Here is an 18,720-nt window from a genome sequence, read left to right as displayed (position 1 = left end):
GCCACGGGCCGGTAGACCGTCGCCGGACATTCGTGCCCGCGTTCCGTCTACAACTATCCAGCGGCCCTCGGAATCGATGACCTGGAGATGCGCACAGCCTTCATTCATGACGAGATTCCCGGGAACCATCGAACTATAGGTAGCACAGCACATGAATGAATCAGCGCAGACCAAATCGAACAGCTCGGTAGGCGCGGTCTGGCCTCCCGCCTTCGCGACCCATAACAGACTTCGTGGCTTCTATCCACACGTCGTCGACACACCCCGTCAGCTGGGGCAGTTCATCGCGGATTTCGCGAGTTACCGTGAGAAGGCACTGCAATCCTCGATAGACAGACTCACGATAAGATATGTGGGCCGCGGCGAACTGCTCGAATCCCTCGATGCGGCGGGCGTTGTCGTGGAAGGCGTCGTTCCGCTCGCATGTTCCCACCCACACGGCATCGTTTACACATGCTGGAATTCTCCCACACGATCTATCGCTACCGACGCGATGCGGCAGCACGAGATTCTGCTCCGGCGTACGCGCAAAGAGCGCCCGCGAAAGAATGGGGTCGTCACCGAAGCCCGGGCGCTGGGACTCGACCTCCATATTCTGTCGCGGGCTACACCGCTGTCTCGCAGAGAGAACGAGGCCGCGCGTTTCACGGACACTTATAGCGCTTTCGGTCTCGGCCGAGACGGTGTTCAAGAAATCGTATCGAATGCCGACAATACGATCGGATATCTGGTCGACCGCACCGGCGCCGTCGTCTGCACCGTTCTCGCCGAACGTGCGAAGATCCGCATAGAGGGCCACGAGGCAGTGACCCTCTACGAGATCACCGAAGGTATCACCCGCCTCGACTTCCAGGGACGCGGACTGTATCGAGCGCTTTCGGCGTGGCTCGTGGACCGCGTATGGGAGGACGCGCCCGAACCCGTGCACGCCATTTACGGCGAATGCAATCTCTCGTCTCCCGGCGTCATATACGCGGCACGGCAGAATGGTCGACGATTCGTGTACGACGAAGGCCGCAGGTACGGCGCCGTCTACTCGAAGAAACCCGCATTCGGAATATTGTCCCAGAATTACAAGGTCGACGACGGCAACGAGGCACGGGCCTACAACGACTTCGCCCTCTCGTACGTCGACCTTGCCACGCGAAGGATCTAGAGCTCGAAGTAGCGATGCAACAGATCGCGGTACACTTCGGTTACGTCCGTCAGCGATCTCAGGGAAACCCATTCATTCGGCGAGTGGATATTGCCGCCTTCCGGACCCAGCACCAGAGACGGTAGACCGAACGCGTTGGCGAATACGTTCTCGTCACCGACCGACCTGCCGTAGTTGATGAACGGCCCGTGCTCGGGACGCAGCTTCTCCAGGATCGCGTCCCGGGCGGCACCCACGAGAGGATCGTCGACAGCGATCTCGTAGGGCTCGGAGTACCTGTTCCGGCGCGGAACGAGTTCCGCTGTCACGCTGACATGACTTCGTGCGGTATCCGGCATCTCCATCGATGCCAGAACACGAGCGCACAGCTCGTTGTACTCGTTCAGGCAGTCATCGATGGTCTCGGGGATGACCAGCAATCGTTCGACTTCGAGTTCGCAGTACTCCGGAATCGACAAGCCGACCGAGGAGGCATTGAAGCTGGCGACATACTGGCTTCCCTCTTTCAAGCGTGGATGGAACGCCTGCTTCGCGCCGTCGATTTGGTGCGCGATGCGAGCCCCTATGTCGATGGCATTGACGCCCCGATCCACGTGCCCACCGTGCGATGAGTATCCGTGCACGGTGAATCGAAAACGCGCCCGTCCCCGACGACCCAGCGTCAGGACATCCGCTCCTCCGATCCGGTCCGCCGAGGCCCCTGGCTCCACCGAGAGAATACGCTCGACGCCGTCGATCCAATCACGTCGCTCGCGCACCACTTGCCAAGCTCCGAGCGATTCGTTTTCTTCGTCCACCGCGAGAAGCAGCTTGACAGGAACGTCGGCCGGAAGGTGTTCCAACGCGGAGAGCAGGCCGGCGATGCCGCCTTTCATGTCACAGGAACCGAGACCGTACAACCGGTCTCCCACCTTTGTGACGCGAAACGGATCGGTCTTCCATCCGTTGTAGACAGGAACCGTGTCCATATGCCCATAGCACAGCAATGTCGCCGTGCCCTTTCCTCGTTCGGCTAGGACGTTGAACCGGTCACCCTCGACGATCTGCTTTCGCGCGACGAACCCTTGACCGGCCAGATACTTCACCAGCCAGTCTCCGATCGCTCGTTCCCGGCCGAACGTCGAGTCGTGTGCTACCAGTGCTTCCAGTAGTCCTGTCGAATTCGTCATGAGCTAGCGAATGTCTCCGATGTCTCCGGTGGTCCAGATCCCGATCCCCTGAGGATAGTAGGTACCTCCGATGATGTTAGGACCCTTGAAAGTGTCTTTCCTACGGTTGATCAGGTTGCCGCGATAGATCCCGACCGAATCCCTGGGCCATGCGTGAGCTTTGCCGAGTACCGCTCCGCCGATATTTTCGCAGCCATGCTCTTCCAGAAAGGAAACAATGGCTTGGAGCTCGTCCCGGCTCAGGATGGGCAACTCATCCTTGCGATACAATTCGTCGATTTCCACATAGGAGTTTATCTTCTTCGGGGTGCTGGAGTTCATTGCCAACCCTTTCCGACGCCGAGGCGGTATCAGCTGAACTTTACGTCATTTCGATAAACACGGTCAAGCGTTTTCCGGTGGACGGCACCCATACGTATACGTCGCGCGACCGAATATGTAACAAACAATTAGCCGGTCGACCGCCCTGAACCGCCGAAGTTGAAGATTTGTGCGCAAACTTACCCGAGGCAGGTCACCTGTCACCCGCGACCCCGCCGGCCGCCCAGTCGAAAGCTACACCAAACTGCGGACGGCGCTGAGCCCGGTACCGAAGTCGGTGTGCGCCGGGAAGATCGGCTCACTCACGAGGGCTACTGTGTGCTGTATGCGGTGGGCGGTGCTCGTGAGCTTGGTGATGATGTCGTGTGCGTGTTCGCATAACACCATCGGGCACCCACAGCCGGCGAGGGAACCGGGTTCGTCGCAACCCAGCACGTCGGCGGGTGCGCCCGAGGGCGAGTTCCGGGATCGCGTCGACTGGGTTCGGCGAGGGTCGCCGATTGATCTCGGGCCGTATCACTCGGTCCGAGTCGAGAGCGGGCCGGTGACCGATCTGGCGGCCGATATCGCGTTCGTCAGCCCTTCGCGCAAGATCAGCTGCATTACCGGGACCGCGTTGGGTATGGACGGATTCGACTGCGTGGTCGAACTGAAAGTTCCGGCGCCCGCACCCGGAGAAGGCTTCGGGAGCTGGTTCGGCGGATACGTCACCTACTCGGGCCAACGCCTGACCGTCGGCCAATTCCGCGGTGATCCAGGGCTTTTCATCCATGGTGAGGGACAGACGCTGCCGTACGACAGCACGCTCACCTTCGGCGACTACGCTTGCCGCCTCGCGACTACCGGCCTCACGTGCGTTGATACCGAGACGGGCAGTGGCGTGCAGATGAGCAGCGACGGCGTCGTCCCGCTCGGCTGCCTGCACGAGGTCCCGGAGGCCGATCGGGAACCGGCCGTCGGCCGCGCTTACGCCTGCTGAGCAGAAGCGGCTGCCGTCGGCTCCATTGGACGAAGCTGCGTGCCGGCGAGGCGCACTCGCATGTGAAACGCGAACGGCGCCGCTCCCGAAGGAGCGGCGCCGTTGTCAGCGATTCAGCGAATCACTTGATGATCTTCGTGACGCGACCGGCGCCGACGGTGCGGCCACCCTCGCGGATCGCGAAGCGCAGACCCTCGTCCATGGCGACCGGCTGGATCAGCTTGACGGTCATCTCGGTGTTGTCACCGGGCATAACCATCTCGGTGCCCTCGGGCAGGGTCACAACGCCCGTCACGTCAGTGGTACGGAAGTAGAACTGCGGACGGTAGTTGTTGAAGAACGGGGTGTGGCGGCCGCCCTCGTCCTTCGACAGGATGTACGCCTGGCCCTCGAACTCGGTGTGCGGGGTGGTGGTGCCCGGCTTCACGACGACCTGGCCGCGCTCCACGTCCTCGCGCTTGATACCACGAACCAGCAGACCGACGTTGTCGCCCGCCTGGCCCTGGTCGAGCAGCTTGCGGAACATCTCGATACCGGTGACCGTGGTCTTGGTCTTGTCCGGACGGATGCCGACGATCTCGACTTCCTCGTTCACGTTGATCACGCCACGCTCGACGCGACCGGTGACGACGGTGCCACGACCGGTGATGGTGAACACGTCCTCGACCGGCATCAGGAACGGCTTGTCGGTCTCACGAACCGGGTCCGGGATGGACTCGTCGACCGCGGCCATGAGCTCCAGCACCGACTCCGACCACTTCGGGTCGCCCTCGAGCGCCTTCAGACCGGAGACCCGCACGACCGGCGCGTCCTCATCGAACTCCTGGGAGGCCAGCAGCTCGCGGACCTCCATCTCGACGAGCTCGAGGATTTCCTCGTCGTCGACCATGTCGGCCTTGTTCAGCGCGACCAGGATGTAGGGCACGCCGACCTGACGGGCGAGCAGCACGTGCTCACGGGTCTGCGGCATCGGGCCGTCGGTGGCGGCGACCACGAGGATGGCACCGTCCATCTGCGCCGCACCGGTGATCATGTTCTTGATGTAGTCGGCGTGACCCGGCGCGTCGACGTGCGCGTAGTGGCGCTTCTCCGTCTGGTATTCGACGTGGGAGATGTTGATCGTGATACCACGAGCCTTCTCCTCCGGCGCCTTGTCGATCTGATCGAACGCGAAGCTCTCGTTCAGATCCGGGTACTTGTCAGCCAGCACCTTGGTGATCGCTGCGGTCAGCGTGGTCTTGCCGTGGTCGACGTGACCGATGGTGCCGATGTTGACGTGCGGCTTCGTCCGCTCGAACTTCGCCTTCGCCACTGTTTGTCCTCCTGGACTTGTTGGTGCGTGCAGTTGCAGCAGTGCGGGGTCATCCCCGCGGACACGGGGAAAGGGGTATTACAAACGCCCGGGAGCCATTTACTCGCCGGTCGCCTTGGCGATGATCTCCTTCGACACGTTGGCCGGAACCTCCGCGTACGAGTCGAACACCATGGAGTAGTTCGCCCGGCCCTGGGTCTTCGACCGCAGGTCACCGATGTAACCGAACATCTCCGAGAGCGGAACCAGCGCCTTGACGACACGGGCACCACTGCGTTCCTCCATGGCCTGGATCTGACCACGGCGGGAGTTCAGGTCGCCGATCACATCGCCCATGTAGTCCTCGGGCGTGGTGACCTCGACCGCCATCATCGGCTCGAGGATCACCGGACCGGCCTTGCGGGCCGCTTCCTTGAGCGCTTGCGCACCCGCGATCTTGAACGCCATTTCCGACGAGTCGACGTCGTGGTAGGCGCCGTCGAGCAGCGTGACCTTCAGGTTCACCAGCGGGTAGCCGGCGAGCACGCCGTACTGCATGGCGTCCTGGGCGCCCGCGTCCACCGAAGGGATGTATTCCCTCGGCACGCGGCCACCGGTGACCTTGTTCTCGAACTCGTAGTGCGCGCCGTCCTCGCCGACGAACGGCTCCAGCGCGATGATCACCTTCGCGAACTGGCCGGAACCACCGGTCTGCTTCTTGTGCGTGAACTCGAGCTTCTCGACCCGCTTGGTGATCGTCTCGCGGTAGGCCACCTGCGGCTTGCCGACGTTCGCCTCGACCTTGAACTCGCGCTTCATACGGTCGACCAGGATGTCGAGGTGGAGCTCGCCCATACCGCCGATGACGGTCTGGCCGGTCTCGGCGTCCAGCTTGACCGAGAAGGTCGGGTCCTCTTCGGAGAGACGCTGGATCGCGGTGCCCAGCTTCTCCTGGTCGGACTTGGTCTTCGGCTCGATGGAGACCTCGATGACCGGGTCCGGGAAGGTCATGGACTCGAGCACGATCTGGTTCTGCGGGTCGCACAAGGTGTCACCGGTGGTGGTGTCCTTGAGGCCGATGACCGCGTAGATGTGGCCCGCCGAGGCCACGCCGACCGGGTTCTCCTTGTTGGAGTGCATCTGGAACAGCTTGCCCAGACGCTCCTTCTTGCCCTTGGTCGAGTTGATGACCTGGGCGCCGGAGTCGACCTTGCCGGAGTACACGCGGACGTAGGTCAGCTTGCCGAAGAAGGGGTGCACCGCGATCTTGAACGCCAGGGCCGCGAACGGCTCCTCGGCGCTCGGCTTGCGGGTGAGCAGCTGGTCTTCCTTGCCGGGGACATGGCCGGTGGTGGCCTCCACGTCCAGCGGCGAGGGCAGGTAGTCGATGACCGCGTCGAGCATGGGCTGCACGCCCTTGTTCTTGAACGCCGAGCCGCACAGCACCGGGTAGAGCTCGGAGGTCACCGTCAGCTTGCGGATGGCACCCTTGATCTCCTCGACGGTCAGCTCTTCGCCGCCGAAGAACTTCTCCAGCAGCGCTTCGTCCGACTCGGCGACGGTCTCGAGCAGCTCCTGGCGGTACTGCTCGGCCTTCTCCTTCAGGTCGTCCGGGATCTCGACGACCTCGTACTGCTCACCGAGCTTGGTCTCGCCGCGCCAGACCTTGGCGTTGTTCTCGACCAGGTCGACGATGCCCTCGAAGGTGTCCTCCGCGCCGATCGGCAGCTGGATGACCAGCGGCTTGGCGCCGAGGCGGTCCTTGATGGTCTGCACGGTGAAGTAGAAGTCCGCACCGAGCTTGTCCATCTTGTTGACGAAGCAGATCCGCGGCACGTCGTACTTGTCGGCCTGACGCCACACCTGCTCGGACTGCGGCTCGACGCCCTCCTTGCCGTCGAACACCGCGACGGCGCCGTCGAGCACGCGCAGCGACCGCTCGACCTCCACGGTGAAGTCGACGTGCCCGGGGGTGTCGATGATGTTGATCTGGTTGTCTTTCCAGAAGCACGTGGTAGCCGCGGAGGTGATGGTGATACCACGCTCCTGCTCCTGCTCCATCCAGTCCATCGTGGCGGCGCCGTCGTGGACCTCACCGATCTTGTAGGTGATGCCGGTGTAGAAGAGGATGCGTTCAGTTGTGGTCGTCTTGCCCGCGTCGATGTGGGCCATGATGCCGATGTTGCGGACCTTGTTCAGGTCGGTGAGCACGTCCTGTGCCACGGAAATCTTCCCCGCTCGTAGCTAGTTGGGATTATCGGGGACGACCCTGTGGTCGCCTCTATGTCAACGCCGGAAGCGGCCGGTGAGTGCCGCGCTCCGGCTGTGCCTCCCCGACCCAGACGACGGGCCGGGCAGACGTCACCAGCGGTAGTGCGCGAAGGCCCGGTTGGACTCGGCCATCTTGTGGGTGTCCTCGCGGCGCTTGACCGAGGCGCCGAGGCCGTTGCTGGCGTCGAGCAGTTCGTTGGCCAGACGCTCGACCATGGTCTTCTCCCGGCGCGCACGCGAGAAGTTGACCAGCCAGCGCAGGGCGAGGGTGTTGGCGCGGCCCGGACGGACCTCGACCGGAACCTGGTAGGTGGCGCCACCGACGCGGCGGGGCTTGACCTCCAGCGACGGCTTGACGTTGTCCAGCGCGCGCTTGAGGGTGACCACCGGATCGGTGCCGGTCTTCTCCCGCGCCTGCTCCAGCGCACCGTAGACGATGCGCTCGGCCGTGGACTTCTTGCCGTCCAGCAGGATCTTGTTGACCAGCTGAGTAACCAGCGGCGAACCGTAGACCGGGTCGTTGATCAGCGGACGCTTGGGTGCGGGGCCCTTGCGTGGCATATCAGCTCTTCTCCTTCTTGGCGCCGTAACGGCTGCGGGCCTGCTTGCGGTTCTTCACACCCTGGGTGTCGAGCGAGCCGCGAATGATCTTGTAGCGGACACCGGGGAGGTCCTTCACACGGCCGCCGCGCACGAGCACCATCGAGTGCTCCTGCAGGTTGTGACCCTCGCCCGGAATGTAGGCCGTGACCTCGACCGCGCTGGTCAGGCGAACACGCGCGACCTTGCGCAGCGCGGAGTTCGGCTTCTTCGGGGTCGTGGTGTACACGCGGGTGCACACGCCACGACGCTGCGGGCTCCCCTTGAGGGCCGCGGTCTTCGTCTTGGCGACCTTGTCGCGGCGACCCTTGCGGACCAGCTGGTTGATGGTTGGCATAGACCGGCTTTCCTTATTAGTTAACGCGGTGTGTGGACTTCATGTCTGTTTTGAGTTCGCGGCGTTCCCGGGGCCCTTGGTGGAGGCAAGCTTCCACTTCCGGGCCCGTCGTTCACGCCGCTGTCATCGAGCTTTCACTCGCACGTCCGGCCACGTTTCTCGCGTCCCGAGGTCGGGCGTGTCGCGCGCGGCGCGGAGCCCGGATTCCGGGCACGCTGGAGTCGTCGGCCGCTCTCGCTGGCCTACGGTCACGCACGAACTTGCCCGCATGCTTCCGGGCACAGCGGTCCACGATACCCGTGGCCGGGACACAGGGTCAAAGCGGGTCGGCCCGGCGCCGGTCTACCTGGCCAGGTTCAAGGTCATTTCCATCAGCTTCCCGGCCGCGTCGCACGGATCGGGGTGCGCCGAGCCCGGCCGGTAGTTGATCCACCAGCCGATGACGCCGTTGTCCGGCGCGCTCGCCGTCACCCCGCAGGAGTCCGGATCGTTCGGCCTGCGGATCTGCAGCGCGAGGGCGCTCTGCACGGTGATGTTGGTGGTGGTGTAGCCCAGCTTGTTGTTCGTCTGCTTCTCGTTGCTCAGCGTGCCGTTCTCGTACCAGTTGAGCGTCGCCATGCCGTTGCCGCCGGGCGCGCCGACCAGGTCCCACATGCAGACCGCTCCGAAGAACGACTCGCTGACCTGGATGCTCTCGCCGATGGCCTTCCCGATCTGCTCTTTGGAGAGGATCTCGCACTCCCGGAGCAACTTGTCCAGCTTGGTGTTGATCGACTGACTTCCGCCCACCGGATGCGCGGACCCGGACACCACGCGGCTGCAGCCGCCCACGGACAACGCCAGGGCCGCGGCCACGACGACGGCCGCGCCACGCCGGTACAGACCTCGTCGGACGTTCATGCTCTCCCCCTACTGCAATCGCTGCAGAGTCAGCTCGGCGAGGGCACGGCTGCGGTCGCACGGATTCCCGAGGTTATCGGAGAAGAACCCGAAGGACGTCGACCACTCGAAGAAGTCGTCGCCCAGCTGCACCGCCAGATCGCAGATCTGTCCGCCCGGATCCAAGGCTGCGAAACCGTCCCGGCCGGCCACCTTGATCGGATCGGGAGCGCGGCCGTTGACGGTCACCCACGCCCGCTCCCGCTCGATGGGGCTGCCCCGGTAGGAAGCGAATGTGATACTCGGAGAACCGATTCCCGCCGACTGCCAGTTGCATCCGACGGCGTTGCGGAACACTCCGGAGATCTGGCCGAGGCCACCGAGAGTGCGCACCTCGTCATCGGTCACGTGCCCGCACTCCCCGACGAACGGGCCCAGTGCCACCACCTTCGGCGCGGGACGCGACGGACCGGAGTCCTGCGACTGCTCGTCCGAACCGCAGGCCGTCAGCGCGAGCAGCAAGGCTGTCGCGATGACGACCGCCGACTTGATCCGCATGGGAAGAACTCTACCGATTCCGCGACGAGGTGACCGCCCGACGAAGGCGGCCGCGTGCGGCGCCTCACAAATTGCCGCGAGCCGCTTGTTCGCGTTCGATCGCCTGGAACAGCGCCTTGAAGTTCCCTTTGCCGAAGCCGAGAGAGCCATGGCGCTCGATCAACTCGAAGAAGACGGTGGGCCGGTCGGTGAGCGGCCTGGTGAAGATCTGCAACAAGTAGCCGTCCTCGTCCCGGTCGACCAGAATGCCGCGGCGCCGGAGTTCCTCGACCGGGACGCGGACCCGGCCGATGCGAGCCCGCAATTCCGGGTCTTCGTAGTAGGCGGCCGGAGTCTCCAGGAACTCGACGCCCTCCCTGCGTAAGGCGTCCACGCAGGCGAGGATGTCACCGGTGGCCAGCGCGATGTGCTGGACGCCGGGTCCGCGATAGAACTCCAGGTACTCATCGATCTGCGAGCGTTTCTTGCCCGCGGCGGGCTCGTTGAGCGGGAACTTCACCCGGTGGTTTCCATTGGCGACGACCTTGCTCATCAGCGCGGAGTACTCGGTGGCGATGTCGTCGCCGACGAACTCGGCCATGTTCGTGAAACCCATGACCCGCCGGTAGAACTCGACCCACTCATCCATCCGCCCGAGTTCCACATTGCCCACGACGTGGTCGATCGCCTGGAACAGGCGGTTGGGCGCGCCGTCGCGCCGCTGATAGTTGGAGCGGCGGGCGACATAGCCGGGCAGGTAGGGCCCACGGTAGCCGGAACGGTCGACCAACGTGTGCCTGGTCTCGCCATAGGTGGCCAGCGCCGCCGAACGGACAGTGCCGAAGTCGTCGGTGTCGTCGTGCGGCTCGACCAGGACGGTGGCGCCGTGTGCGCGCGCCCACGCCACGCAGCGGTCCACGTCGGGCACTTCGAGCGCGATGTCGACCACGCCGTCGCCGTGCCGATCGTGGTGGGCGACGAGTGGACTGTCCGGGTCCACCGCGCCGGTGATCACGAAGCGCGCCGCGCCGCTGCGCAGGACGAAAGCCTTGTGATCCCGATTGCCGGTCTCCGGGCCGGAGTAAGCCTCCAGCCGCATCCCGAAGGCGGATTCCAGGAAGTGCGCGGTCTGGGTGGCATTGCCGACCACCCAGACCAGGGCGTCCCACCCGATGACCGGGAACGGGTCACCGCTGTCGTCGTGGTCGACCAACCCCACGAGCGTGCGTAACTCGCCGTCGCTGGGAACGGCGGCGGGCCGGGCGTTCGGCAGGTGCTCGATGGTCATCTTCCAAGGAAATCGCCGGGTCAGCCGAGTAGGCAACAGCGTCGATTCTCGATAGGCAGTGTGGCGAATTCGGCTAGCAACCGGCACGTGATGCTGGACAATTTGAATAGCTTCGATGGGTCGGGCAGCGACCCGCCCCGGCGCTCGAACGGAGGCCGCCATGATGCGCACACCGGCGAAGCTCGACGAACTCGATCTCGCCATCCTCACCGCGATGCACGAGTACCAGAAAGCGGGCATTCTCGAACTGTCCAGGCGGACCAAAGTCGCCAGGGCAACGGTGCAATCCCGGATCTCGCGCATGGAGGAGTCCGGCGTGATCGCCTCCTACGACCCGCAGATCGATGTCACCGCGGCGGGGTTCGACGTGCAGGCGTTCGTCACGCTGGAGATCGCCCAGGGCGCGCTGGACACGGTGGCGGCCGAACTCGACGCCATCCCCGGCGTGCTGGAGGCTTACGCCACCACCGGCTCCGGCGACGTGCTGTGCCGGATCGGAGCGGACTCGCACGCCGGATTGCAGGCCGTTCTGCTGAGCATCGACCGGACCTCCTCCGTGGTGCGCTCGCACAGCGTCATCGTGCTGTCCACCGTGGTGTCGCGCCGGGCGCTGCCCCTGTTGCGCACGCTGAGCCCCACCGGAACCACCAAGGCCCCCGCATACCGCGCGGCCCGCGAGCCGTAGCGGAGTTCAGGGGCGCAGGTCGGCGTGCACGTCGAGGATTTCGACACTCCCCTGCTTGCCCGCCTCCAGGAAGGCGAGCAGAGCGTGCGCCTCCGCCTCCACCTCGGCGCGCTCGGCGTTCGTCCAGGTCCGGGTCGGACTGATGCGCAGCCGCGCGGACTCGGCGGTCACGAAGACCTTGTACAGACCGGAGAGGAACCCGTCGATCAGCACCGGGGAGACCTGAGCGGCGAAGGAGCGCAGCGGAGGGGCCGTGCCGTCGGGCACGATCCGCGTTCGGTCCTGGTGCGACAGCAGGGCGTTGTCGTACCAGCCGAGCAGCCGCACCGGAGCGGGCGCGTCCGGATCGGCCAATTCGGCGTCGGCCACGTCGTAGAGCGTGCGGCCGCGCTCGTCGGTGTAGGTGCGCACCCGATCCCCGAGTTGCGCCACCGCCCGCTTCATGCCGAGCAGCCTCGACCAGGTCTGCATGTCCATCGTGCTGGCCGGGCCGAAAGCACGCAGATAGCGGAAGAGCAACTCGGCCAAGGGATAGGTGGGATCCAGGGGTGCGCCGAGCCAGGGCTCGACCCGCGACCAGATCGGCCTGCTGTTGTCTTTCCACTTCCCGCGCGGCGGCGTCTGCAACACCGGCAGTTGATACAGCCAGGTCTGCAACACCGCGCCGGGGTCGCGGTCGGGATACAGCTCGGCGGCGCGGGCACGCAGGTCCGCGGCGGACATCGGCTCGTCGCCGAGCACCGCCTCGCCGTTGCTGCGCACCTCATCCGGATCCAATCCGACCATGGCGCCGTAGTTGAAGCCCTTGCGGAAGGGCGCTTTCTCCAGTTCCGGCTGCACGTGTGGTGCGATCCGCAACGCGTCCGGCGGGGTGACCATATGGATGGTCCCCCGCATCAGAGTGATCCGGACCAGGGAACGATCCTCCAGCGCGTCCGACACCGTCGCCGGATCGAAGGCCGCGACGCGGCTCCACAATCCGACGAACGGCGGCGGCGAATCCTGCGCCTGTAATCCGACGAGGTGCTCGCACATCTCGTGCACACTCAGCCGTGAGCGCTCGAGCAGATGCTGGCGAGCCAGCAGGGTCCGGTTCAGGACCCGATTGGACAATTTCATGACGCGGGCTTGTCGAGACGTCTCAGCGCAGCGTGACCACGACCTTGCCGGTGGCCGTCCGGTTCTCCAGCGAGGCGACGGCATCGGCGGCCTTGTCCAGCGGGTACAGCACCGGCTCCGGCGGCGCGATCTTGCCGGAAGCCAGCAGCGGCTCCACCTCGGCCCATTGCTCCTGCAGGTAGCCCGGGTGCGACATCACCCATTCGCCCCAGGCCGCGCCGGTCACCTCGACGTTCTTCAGCAGCAACCGGTTGACCTTGACGGTGGGGATCTCCCCCGCGGTGAAGCCGACGACAAGCAATCGGCCCGCCGAAGCGAGCGAACGAACGCTGTCGGTGAAACGGTCGCCGCCGACCGGGTCGAGCACGATGTCGACGCCGCGACCGCCGGTCAGTTCCTTCACCGCCGCGAGCCAGCCGTCGGTGAGCACCACGTCGGTGGCGCCGTTGGCGCGCGCGACCTCGGCCTTCTCCTCGGTGCTCACCACGGCGACCACCCGGCCCGCCCCGAGCGCGGCCGCCATCCGCAGCGTCGAGGTGCCGATGCCGCCCGCGGCGCCGTGCACCAGCACCGTCTCGCCCTCCGCCAGCCTGCCTCGCGTGCGCAGGCAGAAGTGCACGGTCAGGTCGTTGAACAGGATGCCGGCGCCCGCCTCCAGGGAGACGTTGTCGGGCAGCCGGAAGACCATCTGCGCGGGCGTGACGGCCGTCTCGGCCATGGCGTTGCCGAGCATGGTCAGCGCGACGACCCGGTCACCGGGGCGCACGTGCGCGCCCTCGGGAGCTTCCCGGACGATGCCCGCGACCTCGCCGCCGACGACGAACGGCAACTCCGGCTTCATCTGGTAGAGGCCGCGCGTCATGAGCACGTCCGGAAAGGCCACGCCCGCCGCGTGCACGTCGATCACGACGCCCCCCGGGTAGGACGCGGGCTCCGGAATCTCCACGATCCGAACCGCTTGCGGTCCTTCCAGCTTGTCGACCTGGGCTGCGCGCATGTGCTGACCTCTCTGTCCTCGCACCGGCACGATCCACGCCGGCGCCACACCGACAACATAACGGGCGCCGCCCGAGGACGCCCGGCCCGACACCCGATTTTGCTATGCTGGCCGCGACCTCGCGGTCGGGAGGGAAGGGGGATTAATGGTCGAGCAAAACCAGCCGCAAGCTGCGACGATGCAAGTCGATCCCACGGCGCTGCGCTCGTTCGCGCAGACGCTGCGCACGGAGGCGACGTCGGTCGCGGACCTCGGCGCCGGGGAGGACCTCGCCGCCGTCGTCGGGGCGCTGCCCGGCACCGATTTCGGCCCGGTGGCCCAGCGCGCGAACGACGCCGTGCACCGGTGCCTGGAGCGGATCGGGTCCCGGCTCACCACGATCGCGGACAACCTGCACAACGCGGCGGGCAATTACGAGCTGGCGGAGGACGACTTCGCGGCCGAGCTTCGCACCATCGGACTCCAGCTGCCATGACGCTCACCATCCCCGATGTCGAGAACTGGCAGCCGGAGCGCCTTTCGGCGGCGGGCGGGCTGGCCGAACGCATCTCGCAGGGGCTGGACACCGCGGTCGGCAAGGGCGCGGATGACACCAAAGCCCTGGCCGACGCGAAAAAGTGGTCCGGCACAGCGGGCGACGCCGCGAACGCCAGGATGCAGACCGAGAAGACCCGCGCGTCGGCCGTGAGCGCAGCTTTGCTCGAACTGAAGACCGCGCTCACCACCCAGGTGCAGAACCTCGCCGACGCCAAAGCCAAGGTGTTGAGCCTGCGGGACGACGCGCTGAACCAGACACCGCCCTTCGATGTCGCGCCCGACGGCACCGTGGGTGCCAAGACGCGAATCGACTACCTCCGCGCGCACGCGGACAAGGCCGACATCGACGGGCTGGTGTTCCAGGAAGCGCTGCAAGCGGCCTCTCGCACGTGGGAGCTGACCAACGCTCTCAAGACCGCCGAGGACGTGGCCGCCCAGGCCAGAACCCAGGTCGAGGGGGCGGCCGGGAAGTTGGAGGCGGCGTTCGCCGGGCTCGGCGAACCAAGCGCGAACGTACCCACGGCCCCCACGACGCCCGCCGCCACCGCACCGGCCGCGACCTCGGGCGCCCCGGTCGCCGCCCCTTCGTCGGACCGGCCGAGCCGGCTGATGTCCGGGCACAACGACTCCGGGTCGTCGTACGGCACATCGTCGGGCACGCCGTACCAAGGTGGGCCGAGTTCGTCCGCGCCGACCGGTCCGCTGCCCAGCGGTGACGTCGCGCGGTGGATCGCCGAGGCGAAGCAGAAGCTCATCGCGATGGGATACGACCCAGCGACCATCGACGAGCGTGCCATCGCGCTGATCATCCAGCACGAATCCGCGGGCAATCCGTACGCGGAGAACCGCTGGGACAGCAACTGGGTGGCCGGACATCCGTCGAAGGGGCTGATGCAGACCATCGACAGCACGTTCAACGCTTACAAGGCGCCCGGACACGACGACATCTGGAACCCGGTCGACAACATCATCGCCGGAGTGCGGTACTCGATCGACCGTTACGGGTCGCTGGGCAACGTGCCCGGTGTCGCCGCCGTGAACTCGGGCGGGGCATACCAGGGGTACTGAGCCGTTCACCGCGATGACCTGCGGCCGCCGAGCCGGCGCTCCCGCCGACCGACCGACTCGTCCCGGGATGCTGAACGCAAGACCCGATTGTTGCTGGCCCATGCCCCGGTGGGCGGACTATTAAGGAGGTACGGACGGCTCGACGCGAGGGTGTGACGTACGCCCCGTAAAGTCGTCACAACAGCACCGCATGAAGAAACGCGGCACACCGTGCAGCGCGAGGAGCACAAGTGTCACTCGATCAGCCACTCGCCCCGCTTCCCCAGGAGGGCATGGGCTTTGCTTCGGCGTGGCCCGTCCGGGCTGGCGATGTGGATCCCTACGACCGGTTGCGGTTCGATGCCGTCGCCCGCTACCTGCAAGATATCGCCTGGGAAAACCTGCATAAGACCTTCTTCCACCGAACCGACCCGAACTGGATCGTCCGCCGGACGGTCATCGATGTCATCCGGCCGATCCTGTGGCCCGACGAGGTGCGGCTGCTGCGCTGGTGCTCGGCGATGTCGACCCGGTGGACGAATATGCGCGTCCGGATCACCAGCGGAAACGGCGGCCTGATCGAGACCGAGGGTTTCTGGATCAATATCAGCGAGTCCACCGGCATGCCCGCGCGAATCAGCGACGAGGGCCTCGCCTATCTCGCGCGCACTTCCAGCGAACACCGCCTGCGGTGGCGGCCGTACCTGACCGACGCCACGCCGCCGGAGTCGGACACCGACCTGCCGTTCCCCGTGCGCGCCACCGATATCGACCAGTACAACCACGTCAACAACGCTTGTTACTGGCAGGCGGTGGAACAGTTCCTCGTCGAATATCCCAAGCTGCTCGCGGGCCCGCACCGCGCGGTGATCGAATACGTGGCGCCGGTGCTGGCACGCCAGCACGTGAGCGTGCGCAGCCGGTACGAGCCCGGTGACCGGACCGGGCAGCCGGTGCTACGGCTGTGGTTCGTGGTCGGCGGAACCACCACGACGGTGGTCCGCATCATGCCGCTGCCCGGCTCCCCCGCCACTGCGAATTTCTAGGCTCGCCCGCCTCTGGCGAGTCTTCAGGCCGTACTGGTGGGCGTCGTCAGACGGCGGCCCGGCCGGATCTCGGACGATCCGACCGGACGTCCGATCGTCAGCCGCGCGCGGCTTTGAGCAGGTCTTCGCGGGTGGTGAACTTGACCCGGGGGCGGCCTGCGGGCTTGCCCGCGGACTTCTCCGCCTGGTCGATCGCTCGCCAGCCCGCCCGGTCCACCAGATCGGCCTGACGTTCGGCCAGCAGCGCCCGCAACGCGGCGCGGTCGGCTTGCGGCGGCGCCAGTTTGCCCGCGGTGAAGTCGGCGAGCAGCAACTCCACCGTCTCCTCGGAGTCGATCCGGTTCGAACCGATGACCCCGCGTGGCCCCCGCTTGATCCACCCGCTGACATACACGCCGGTCAGCGGCATACCGTCGTCGCCGACGACCCGGCCGTGCTCGTTCGGCACGACGCCGCGCCGCTCGTCGAACGGCAGCTCGCCGACCCGCTCGCCGCGGTAGCCGATGGACCGCAGCACCAGCGATGCGTCGATGCTCTCGGTGCGTCCGGTCGCGCGCGCGACGAGCTGACCGCCCTCCTCGAACAGTTCGTTGTGCGCGATCTCGACCGACTCGACCCGCTCGGCGCCGGTGAGCGCGACGGGCGAGGTCAGGTAACGGAACACGATCCGCTTGTTCCCCTCCGCCCTGCGACCGCCGGCGTACTCCTTGGCCAGGGTGTACTTCAACGCCAGCGACGGCTCGATCTCCGGGTCGTCCACGATCGCCTGGCTGGCATGGTCCAGCGCCAGGTCGTCCTCGTCCACGACGACGTCGATGCCCTTCAGATGCGCGAGCGCGAGGAACTCCGGCGAGGTGTAGGCCGCCTGGAGCGGGCCGCGCCTGCCGAGCACGACGACTTCGCGAATATTGCTCTGCCGCAGTGCGTCCAGCGCGTGATCGGCGATGTCGGTCTTGGCGAGTTCGTCCGGGTCGACGGTCAGCACGCGCGCCACGTCCAGCGCGACGTTGCCGTTGCCGACGATCACGGCCCGTTCGCCGGACAGATCGAAGGTCCGGTCGGCGAAGTCGGGGTGGCCGTTGTACCAAGCGACGAACTCGGTGGCGGAATGGCTGCCCGGCAGATCCTCCCCCGGGATGCCCATCCTGCGGTCGCTCGAAGCGCCGACCGCGTAGATCACGGCGTGATGGTGGCGCTGCAGTTCCTCGTGCGAGATGTGCGTGCCGACTTCGACGTTGAGGTAGTACTGCAGCGTGTCGCGGCGGAAGGCGGACTCGAACATGCTCGAGACCGTCTTGGTGCCGGGGTGGTCGGGAGCCACGCCCGCCCGGACCAGGCCCCACGGCGTCGGCAGCCGGTCGAACATCTCGATCTCCACGTCGGCCCTGCGCAGCAGCTCGTCGGCCGCGTAGCAGGCCGCGGGCCCCGCGCCGACGATCGCGACGCGCAGGGTGCCCAGCTCCTTCGGCGGACGCGAGGGCGTGACGATCGGATCGAAGTTCGATTCCAGTGGATGCCGTTGGAAGTAGGCGGCATTGATGTCGCGGAATCGCGCCAGCGAAGCGGTCAGGTCGTCCTCGGAGAAGATGGCCTCCACCGGGCACGCGTCGACACAGGCTCCGCAGTCGATACAGGTGTCGGGGTCGATGTAGAGCATCTCGGTCGTCGCGAACTCCGGCTGGTCCGGGGTGGGACGGATGCAGTCGACCGGGCACTCGGAGACGCAGCTGGCGTCGTTGCAACAACGCTGCGTGATTACGTAGGCCATATTGTGCTGATCCTCGAAGAAGTACGTGGGCCGTGGCCACCCATGGGGTTGTGGTGGACAGATGAGCGGCGTCCGTCACGTCCACCGCGAGGATCGCCCGCAGCCGCCCGTGATGTGATGCCGCTTTCAGTTTGCCTCGAGTGTGGTCGAGACCTCTCGCCTGGAGGCCTTACCGTATCTCCATGGCGCGGACTCTGATCCTCATGCGGCACGGCAAATCGGCGTATCCGGAGGGCGTCGACGACCAAGAGCGACCGCTCGCGCCGCGCGGCGTGCGCGAAGCCGGGCTGGCGGGTCGATGGTTGCGTGAGACCCAGCCGCCGATCGACGCCGTGCGCTGTTCCACCGCCGTCAGGACCAGACAGACGTTGGCCGCAACGGGTGTCACCGCGCCGGTCGTCTTCGAAGCCGGGATCTACGAGGCCACGCCGGAGACTCTGATCGAGCTGGTCCGGCTCGGCGACGACGACGTGGCGACGCTGCTGGTGATCGGGCACGCTCCCGGCATGCCGTGGACGGCTTGGGAATTGGCGAGCAATCGCGACGCGCCTCCCGCCGTCGAACTCAGCCGCAAGTTCCCGACCTCGGCGCTCGCCGTGCTGCGCTTCGACCGCCCTTGGACGGATGTCGACCCGGGAACCGGGGAACTGGCGCATTTCCACATTCCGCGCTGACCACGCGGTGAGGAACGCG

The 18,720-nt window shown here is 66.1% G+C and carries 19 protein-coding genes; 7 read left to right on the top strand and 12 right to left on the bottom strand.

Features of this window, described 5'->3' with window-relative positions; all coding sequences use genetic code 11:
• Positions 1-151: 151 nt before the first annotated feature.
• Positions 152-1,156 (top strand): hypothetical protein, encoded by a 1,005-nt coding sequence (locus tag GVY39_RS28900; RefSeq protein WP_159930069.1) that lies wholly within the window; start codon positions 152-154, stop codon positions 1,154-1,156.
• Here the strand turns inward: GVY39_RS28900 and GVY39_RS28895 are convergent.
• Together GVY39_RS28895 and GVY39_RS28890 are read right to left on the bottom strand one after the other, a co-directional pair.
• Positions 1,153-2,325 (bottom strand): M20 family metallopeptidase, encoded by a 1,173-nt coding sequence (locus GVY39_RS28895; RefSeq protein ID WP_159930070.1) that lies wholly within the window; start codon positions 2,323-2,325, stop codon positions 1,153-1,155. The two genes, GVY39_RS28900 and GVY39_RS28895, sit on opposite strands and share 4 nt — an antisense overlap.
• Positions 2,326-2,328: 3 nt before the next feature.
• Positions 2,329-2,646: a hypothetical protein gene (locus GVY39_RS28890; RefSeq protein ID WP_159930071.1), complete on the bottom strand. Its 318-nt coding sequence runs from the start codon at positions 2,644-2,646 to the stop codon at positions 2,329-2,331.
• Positions 2,647-3,190: 544 nt separating this feature from the next.
• Between GVY39_RS28890 and GVY39_RS28885 the strand changes: the two genes are divergently transcribed.
• Positions 3,191-3,625 (top strand): hypothetical protein, encoded by a 435-nt coding sequence (locus tag GVY39_RS28885; protein ID WP_159930072.1) that lies wholly within the window; start codon positions 3,191-3,193, stop codon positions 3,623-3,625.
• 121 nt (positions 3,626-3,746) lie between these two features.
• Here the strand turns inward: GVY39_RS28885 and tuf are convergent, their stop codons facing one another.
• The 7 genes from tuf to hppD all read right to left on the bottom strand — a co-directional run bounded on the left by tuf (position 3,747) and on the right by hppD (position 10,828).
• Entirely contained in the window at positions 3,747-4,937 is a 1,191-nt protein-coding gene (gene tuf / locus GVY39_RS28880; protein ID WP_043732954.1) for an elongation factor Tu, read from the bottom strand.
• A gap of 99 nt (positions 4,938-5,036) precedes the next feature.
• Entirely contained in the window at positions 5,037-7,139 is a 2,103-nt protein-coding gene (gene fusA / locus GVY39_RS28875) for an elongation factor G (RefSeq protein ID WP_159930073.1), read from the bottom strand.
• Between the two features lie 138 nt (positions 7,140-7,277).
• Positions 7,278-7,748 carry a 30S ribosomal protein S7 gene (gene rpsG / locus GVY39_RS28870; RefSeq protein WP_014353063.1) on the bottom strand — a complete coding sequence of 157 codons (471 nt, stop codon included), beginning with the start codon at positions 7,746-7,748 and terminating at the stop codon, positions 7,278-7,280.
• Between the two features lies 1 nt (position 7,749).
• Positions 7,750-8,124 (bottom strand): 30S ribosomal protein S12, encoded by a 375-nt coding sequence (gene rpsL / locus GVY39_RS28865; RefSeq protein ID WP_014353064.1) that lies wholly within the window; start codon positions 8,122-8,124, stop codon positions 7,750-7,752.
• Positions 8,125-8,466: 342 nt separating this feature from the next.
• Positions 8,467-9,024: a DUF3558 domain-containing protein gene (locus GVY39_RS28860; protein WP_159930074.1), complete on the bottom strand. Its 558-nt coding sequence runs from the start codon at positions 9,022-9,024 to the stop codon at positions 8,467-8,469.
• Positions 9,025-9,033: 9 nt separating this feature from the next.
• The gene (locus tag GVY39_RS28855; RefSeq protein ID WP_159930075.1) at positions 9,034-9,561 is read right to left on the bottom strand and encodes a DUF3558 domain-containing protein; all 528 of its coding nucleotides are present in this window, start codon (positions 9,559-9,561) and stop codon (positions 9,034-9,036) included.
• A gap of 64 nt (positions 9,562-9,625) precedes the next feature.
• Positions 9,626-10,828 (bottom strand): 4-hydroxyphenylpyruvate dioxygenase, encoded by a 1,203-nt coding sequence (gene hppD, locus GVY39_RS28850; protein WP_159930076.1) that lies wholly within the window; start codon positions 10,826-10,828, stop codon positions 9,626-9,628.
• Between the two features lie 163 nt (positions 10,829-10,991).
• On the opposite strand from hppD, the gene GVY39_RS28845 reads away from it, so the two are divergent.
• Positions 10,992-11,513, top strand: coding sequence for an Lrp/AsnC family transcriptional regulator (locus GVY39_RS28845; RefSeq protein ID WP_159930102.1), 522 nt, complete (start codon positions 10,992-10,994; stop codon positions 11,511-11,513).
• A gap of 6 nt (positions 11,514-11,519) precedes the next feature.
• Here the strand turns inward: GVY39_RS28845 and GVY39_RS28840 are convergent, their stop codons facing one another.
• Complete coding sequence (locus tag GVY39_RS28840) at positions 11,520-12,632, bottom strand: winged helix DNA-binding domain-containing protein (RefSeq protein WP_159930077.1); 1,113 nt, start codon at positions 12,630-12,632, stop codon at positions 11,520-11,522.
• Positions 12,633-12,654: 22 nt separating this feature from the next.
• Positions 12,655-13,629, bottom strand: coding sequence for an NADPH:quinone oxidoreductase family protein (locus GVY39_RS28835; protein ID WP_159930078.1), 975 nt, complete (start codon positions 13,627-13,629; stop codon positions 12,655-12,657).
• Positions 13,630-13,807: 178 nt separating this feature from the next.
• On the opposite strand from GVY39_RS28835, the gene GVY39_RS28830 reads away from it, so the two are divergent.
• From GVY39_RS28830 to GVY39_RS28820, 3 genes are all read left to right on the top strand, one after another.
• Positions 13,808-14,104: a type VII secretion target gene (locus GVY39_RS28830; RefSeq protein WP_223518934.1), complete on the top strand. Its 297-nt coding sequence runs from the start codon at positions 13,808-13,810 to the stop codon at positions 14,102-14,104.
• On the top strand, positions 14,101-15,234 hold the full coding sequence (locus tag GVY39_RS28825) for a transglycosylase SLT domain-containing protein (RefSeq protein WP_159930080.1): 1,134 nt from the start codon (positions 14,101-14,103) through the stop codon (positions 15,232-15,234). The genes GVY39_RS28830 and GVY39_RS28825 overlap by 4 nt, the downstream gene beginning before the upstream one ends.
• Positions 15,235-15,464: 230 nt before the next feature.
• Complete coding sequence (locus tag GVY39_RS28820) at positions 15,465-16,259, top strand: acyl-[acyl-carrier-protein] thioesterase (RefSeq protein WP_195072115.1); 795 nt, start codon at positions 15,465-15,467, stop codon at positions 16,257-16,259.
• Between the two features lie 97 nt (positions 16,260-16,356).
• Here GVY39_RS28820 and GVY39_RS28815 read toward each other — a convergent pair whose 3' ends face one another.
• Entirely contained in the window at positions 16,357-18,027 is a 1,671-nt protein-coding gene (locus GVY39_RS28815; protein WP_159930081.1) for an FAD-dependent oxidoreductase, read from the bottom strand.
• Positions 18,028-18,209: 182 nt separating this feature from the next.
• Between GVY39_RS28815 and GVY39_RS28810 the strand changes: the two genes are divergently transcribed.
• A complete protein-coding gene (locus tag GVY39_RS28810) occupies positions 18,210-18,701 on the top strand; it encodes a histidine phosphatase family protein (protein WP_159930082.1) in 492 nt (163 codons plus the stop codon).
• The last annotated feature ends 19 nt before the right edge of the window (positions 18,702-18,720 follow it).

This window comes from Nocardia sp. CY15, from assembly GCF_009829295.1.
Lineage (GTDB): Bacteria > Actinomycetota > Actinomycetes > Mycobacteriales > Mycobacteriaceae > Nocardia > Nocardia sputi.
Note: the sequence above shows the minus strand (reverse complement) of the source record. Positions and strands in the feature narration are given on the sequence as shown.

Coding starts and splice junctions, on each gene's coding strand:
- GVY39_RS28825 (WP_159930080.1), top strand. CDS start 14,101: ATGACGCTCACCATCCCCGATGTCGAGAACTGGCAGCCGGAGCGCCTT.
- GVY39_RS28845 (WP_159930102.1), top strand. CDS start 10,992: ATGCGCACACCGGCGAAGCTCGACGAACTCGATCTCGCCATCCTCACC.
- GVY39_RS28840 (WP_159930077.1), bottom strand. CDS start 12,632: ATGAAATTGTCCAATCGGGTCCTGAACCGGACCCTGCTGGCTCGCCAG.
- GVY39_RS28900 (WP_159930069.1), top strand. CDS start 152: ATGAATGAATCAGCGCAGACCAAATCGAACAGCTCGGTAGGCGCGGTC.
- GVY39_RS28890 (WP_159930071.1), bottom strand. CDS start 2,646: ATGAACTCCAGCACCCCGAAGAAGATAAACTCCTATGTGGAAATCGAC.
- GVY39_RS28810 (WP_159930082.1), top strand. CDS start 18,210: ATGGCGCGGACTCTGATCCTCATGCGGCACGGCAAATCGGCGTATCCG.
- GVY39_RS28895 (WP_159930070.1), bottom strand. CDS start 2,325: ATGACGAATTCGACAGGACTACTGGAAGCACTGGTAGCACACGACTCG.
- rpsL (WP_014353064.1), bottom strand. CDS start 8,124: ATGCCAACCATCAACCAGCTGGTCCGCAAGGGTCGCCGCGACAAGGTC.
- GVY39_RS28830 (WP_223518934.1), top strand. CDS start 13,808: ATGCAAGTCGATCCCACGGCGCTGCGCTCGTTCGCGCAGACGCTGCGC.
- GVY39_RS28855 (WP_159930075.1), bottom strand. CDS start 9,561: ATGCGGATCAAGTCGGCGGTCGTCATCGCGACAGCCTTGCTGCTCGCG.
- rpsG (WP_014353063.1), bottom strand. CDS start 7,748: ATGCCACGCAAGGGCCCCGCACCCAAGCGTCCGCTGATCAACGACCCG.
- GVY39_RS28835 (WP_159930078.1), bottom strand. CDS start 13,629: ATGCGCGCAGCCCAGGTCGACAAGCTGGAAGGACCGCAAGCGGTTCGG.
- GVY39_RS28860 (WP_159930074.1), bottom strand. CDS start 9,024: ATGAACGTCCGACGAGGTCTGTACCGGCGTGGCGCGGCCGTCGTCGTG.
- hppD (WP_159930076.1), bottom strand. CDS start 10,828: ATGACCATCGAGCACCTGCCGAACGCCCGGCCCGCCGCCGTTCCCAGC.
- GVY39_RS28815 (WP_159930081.1), bottom strand. CDS start 18,027: ATGGCCTACGTAATCACGCAGCGTTGTTGCAACGACGCCAGCTGCGTC.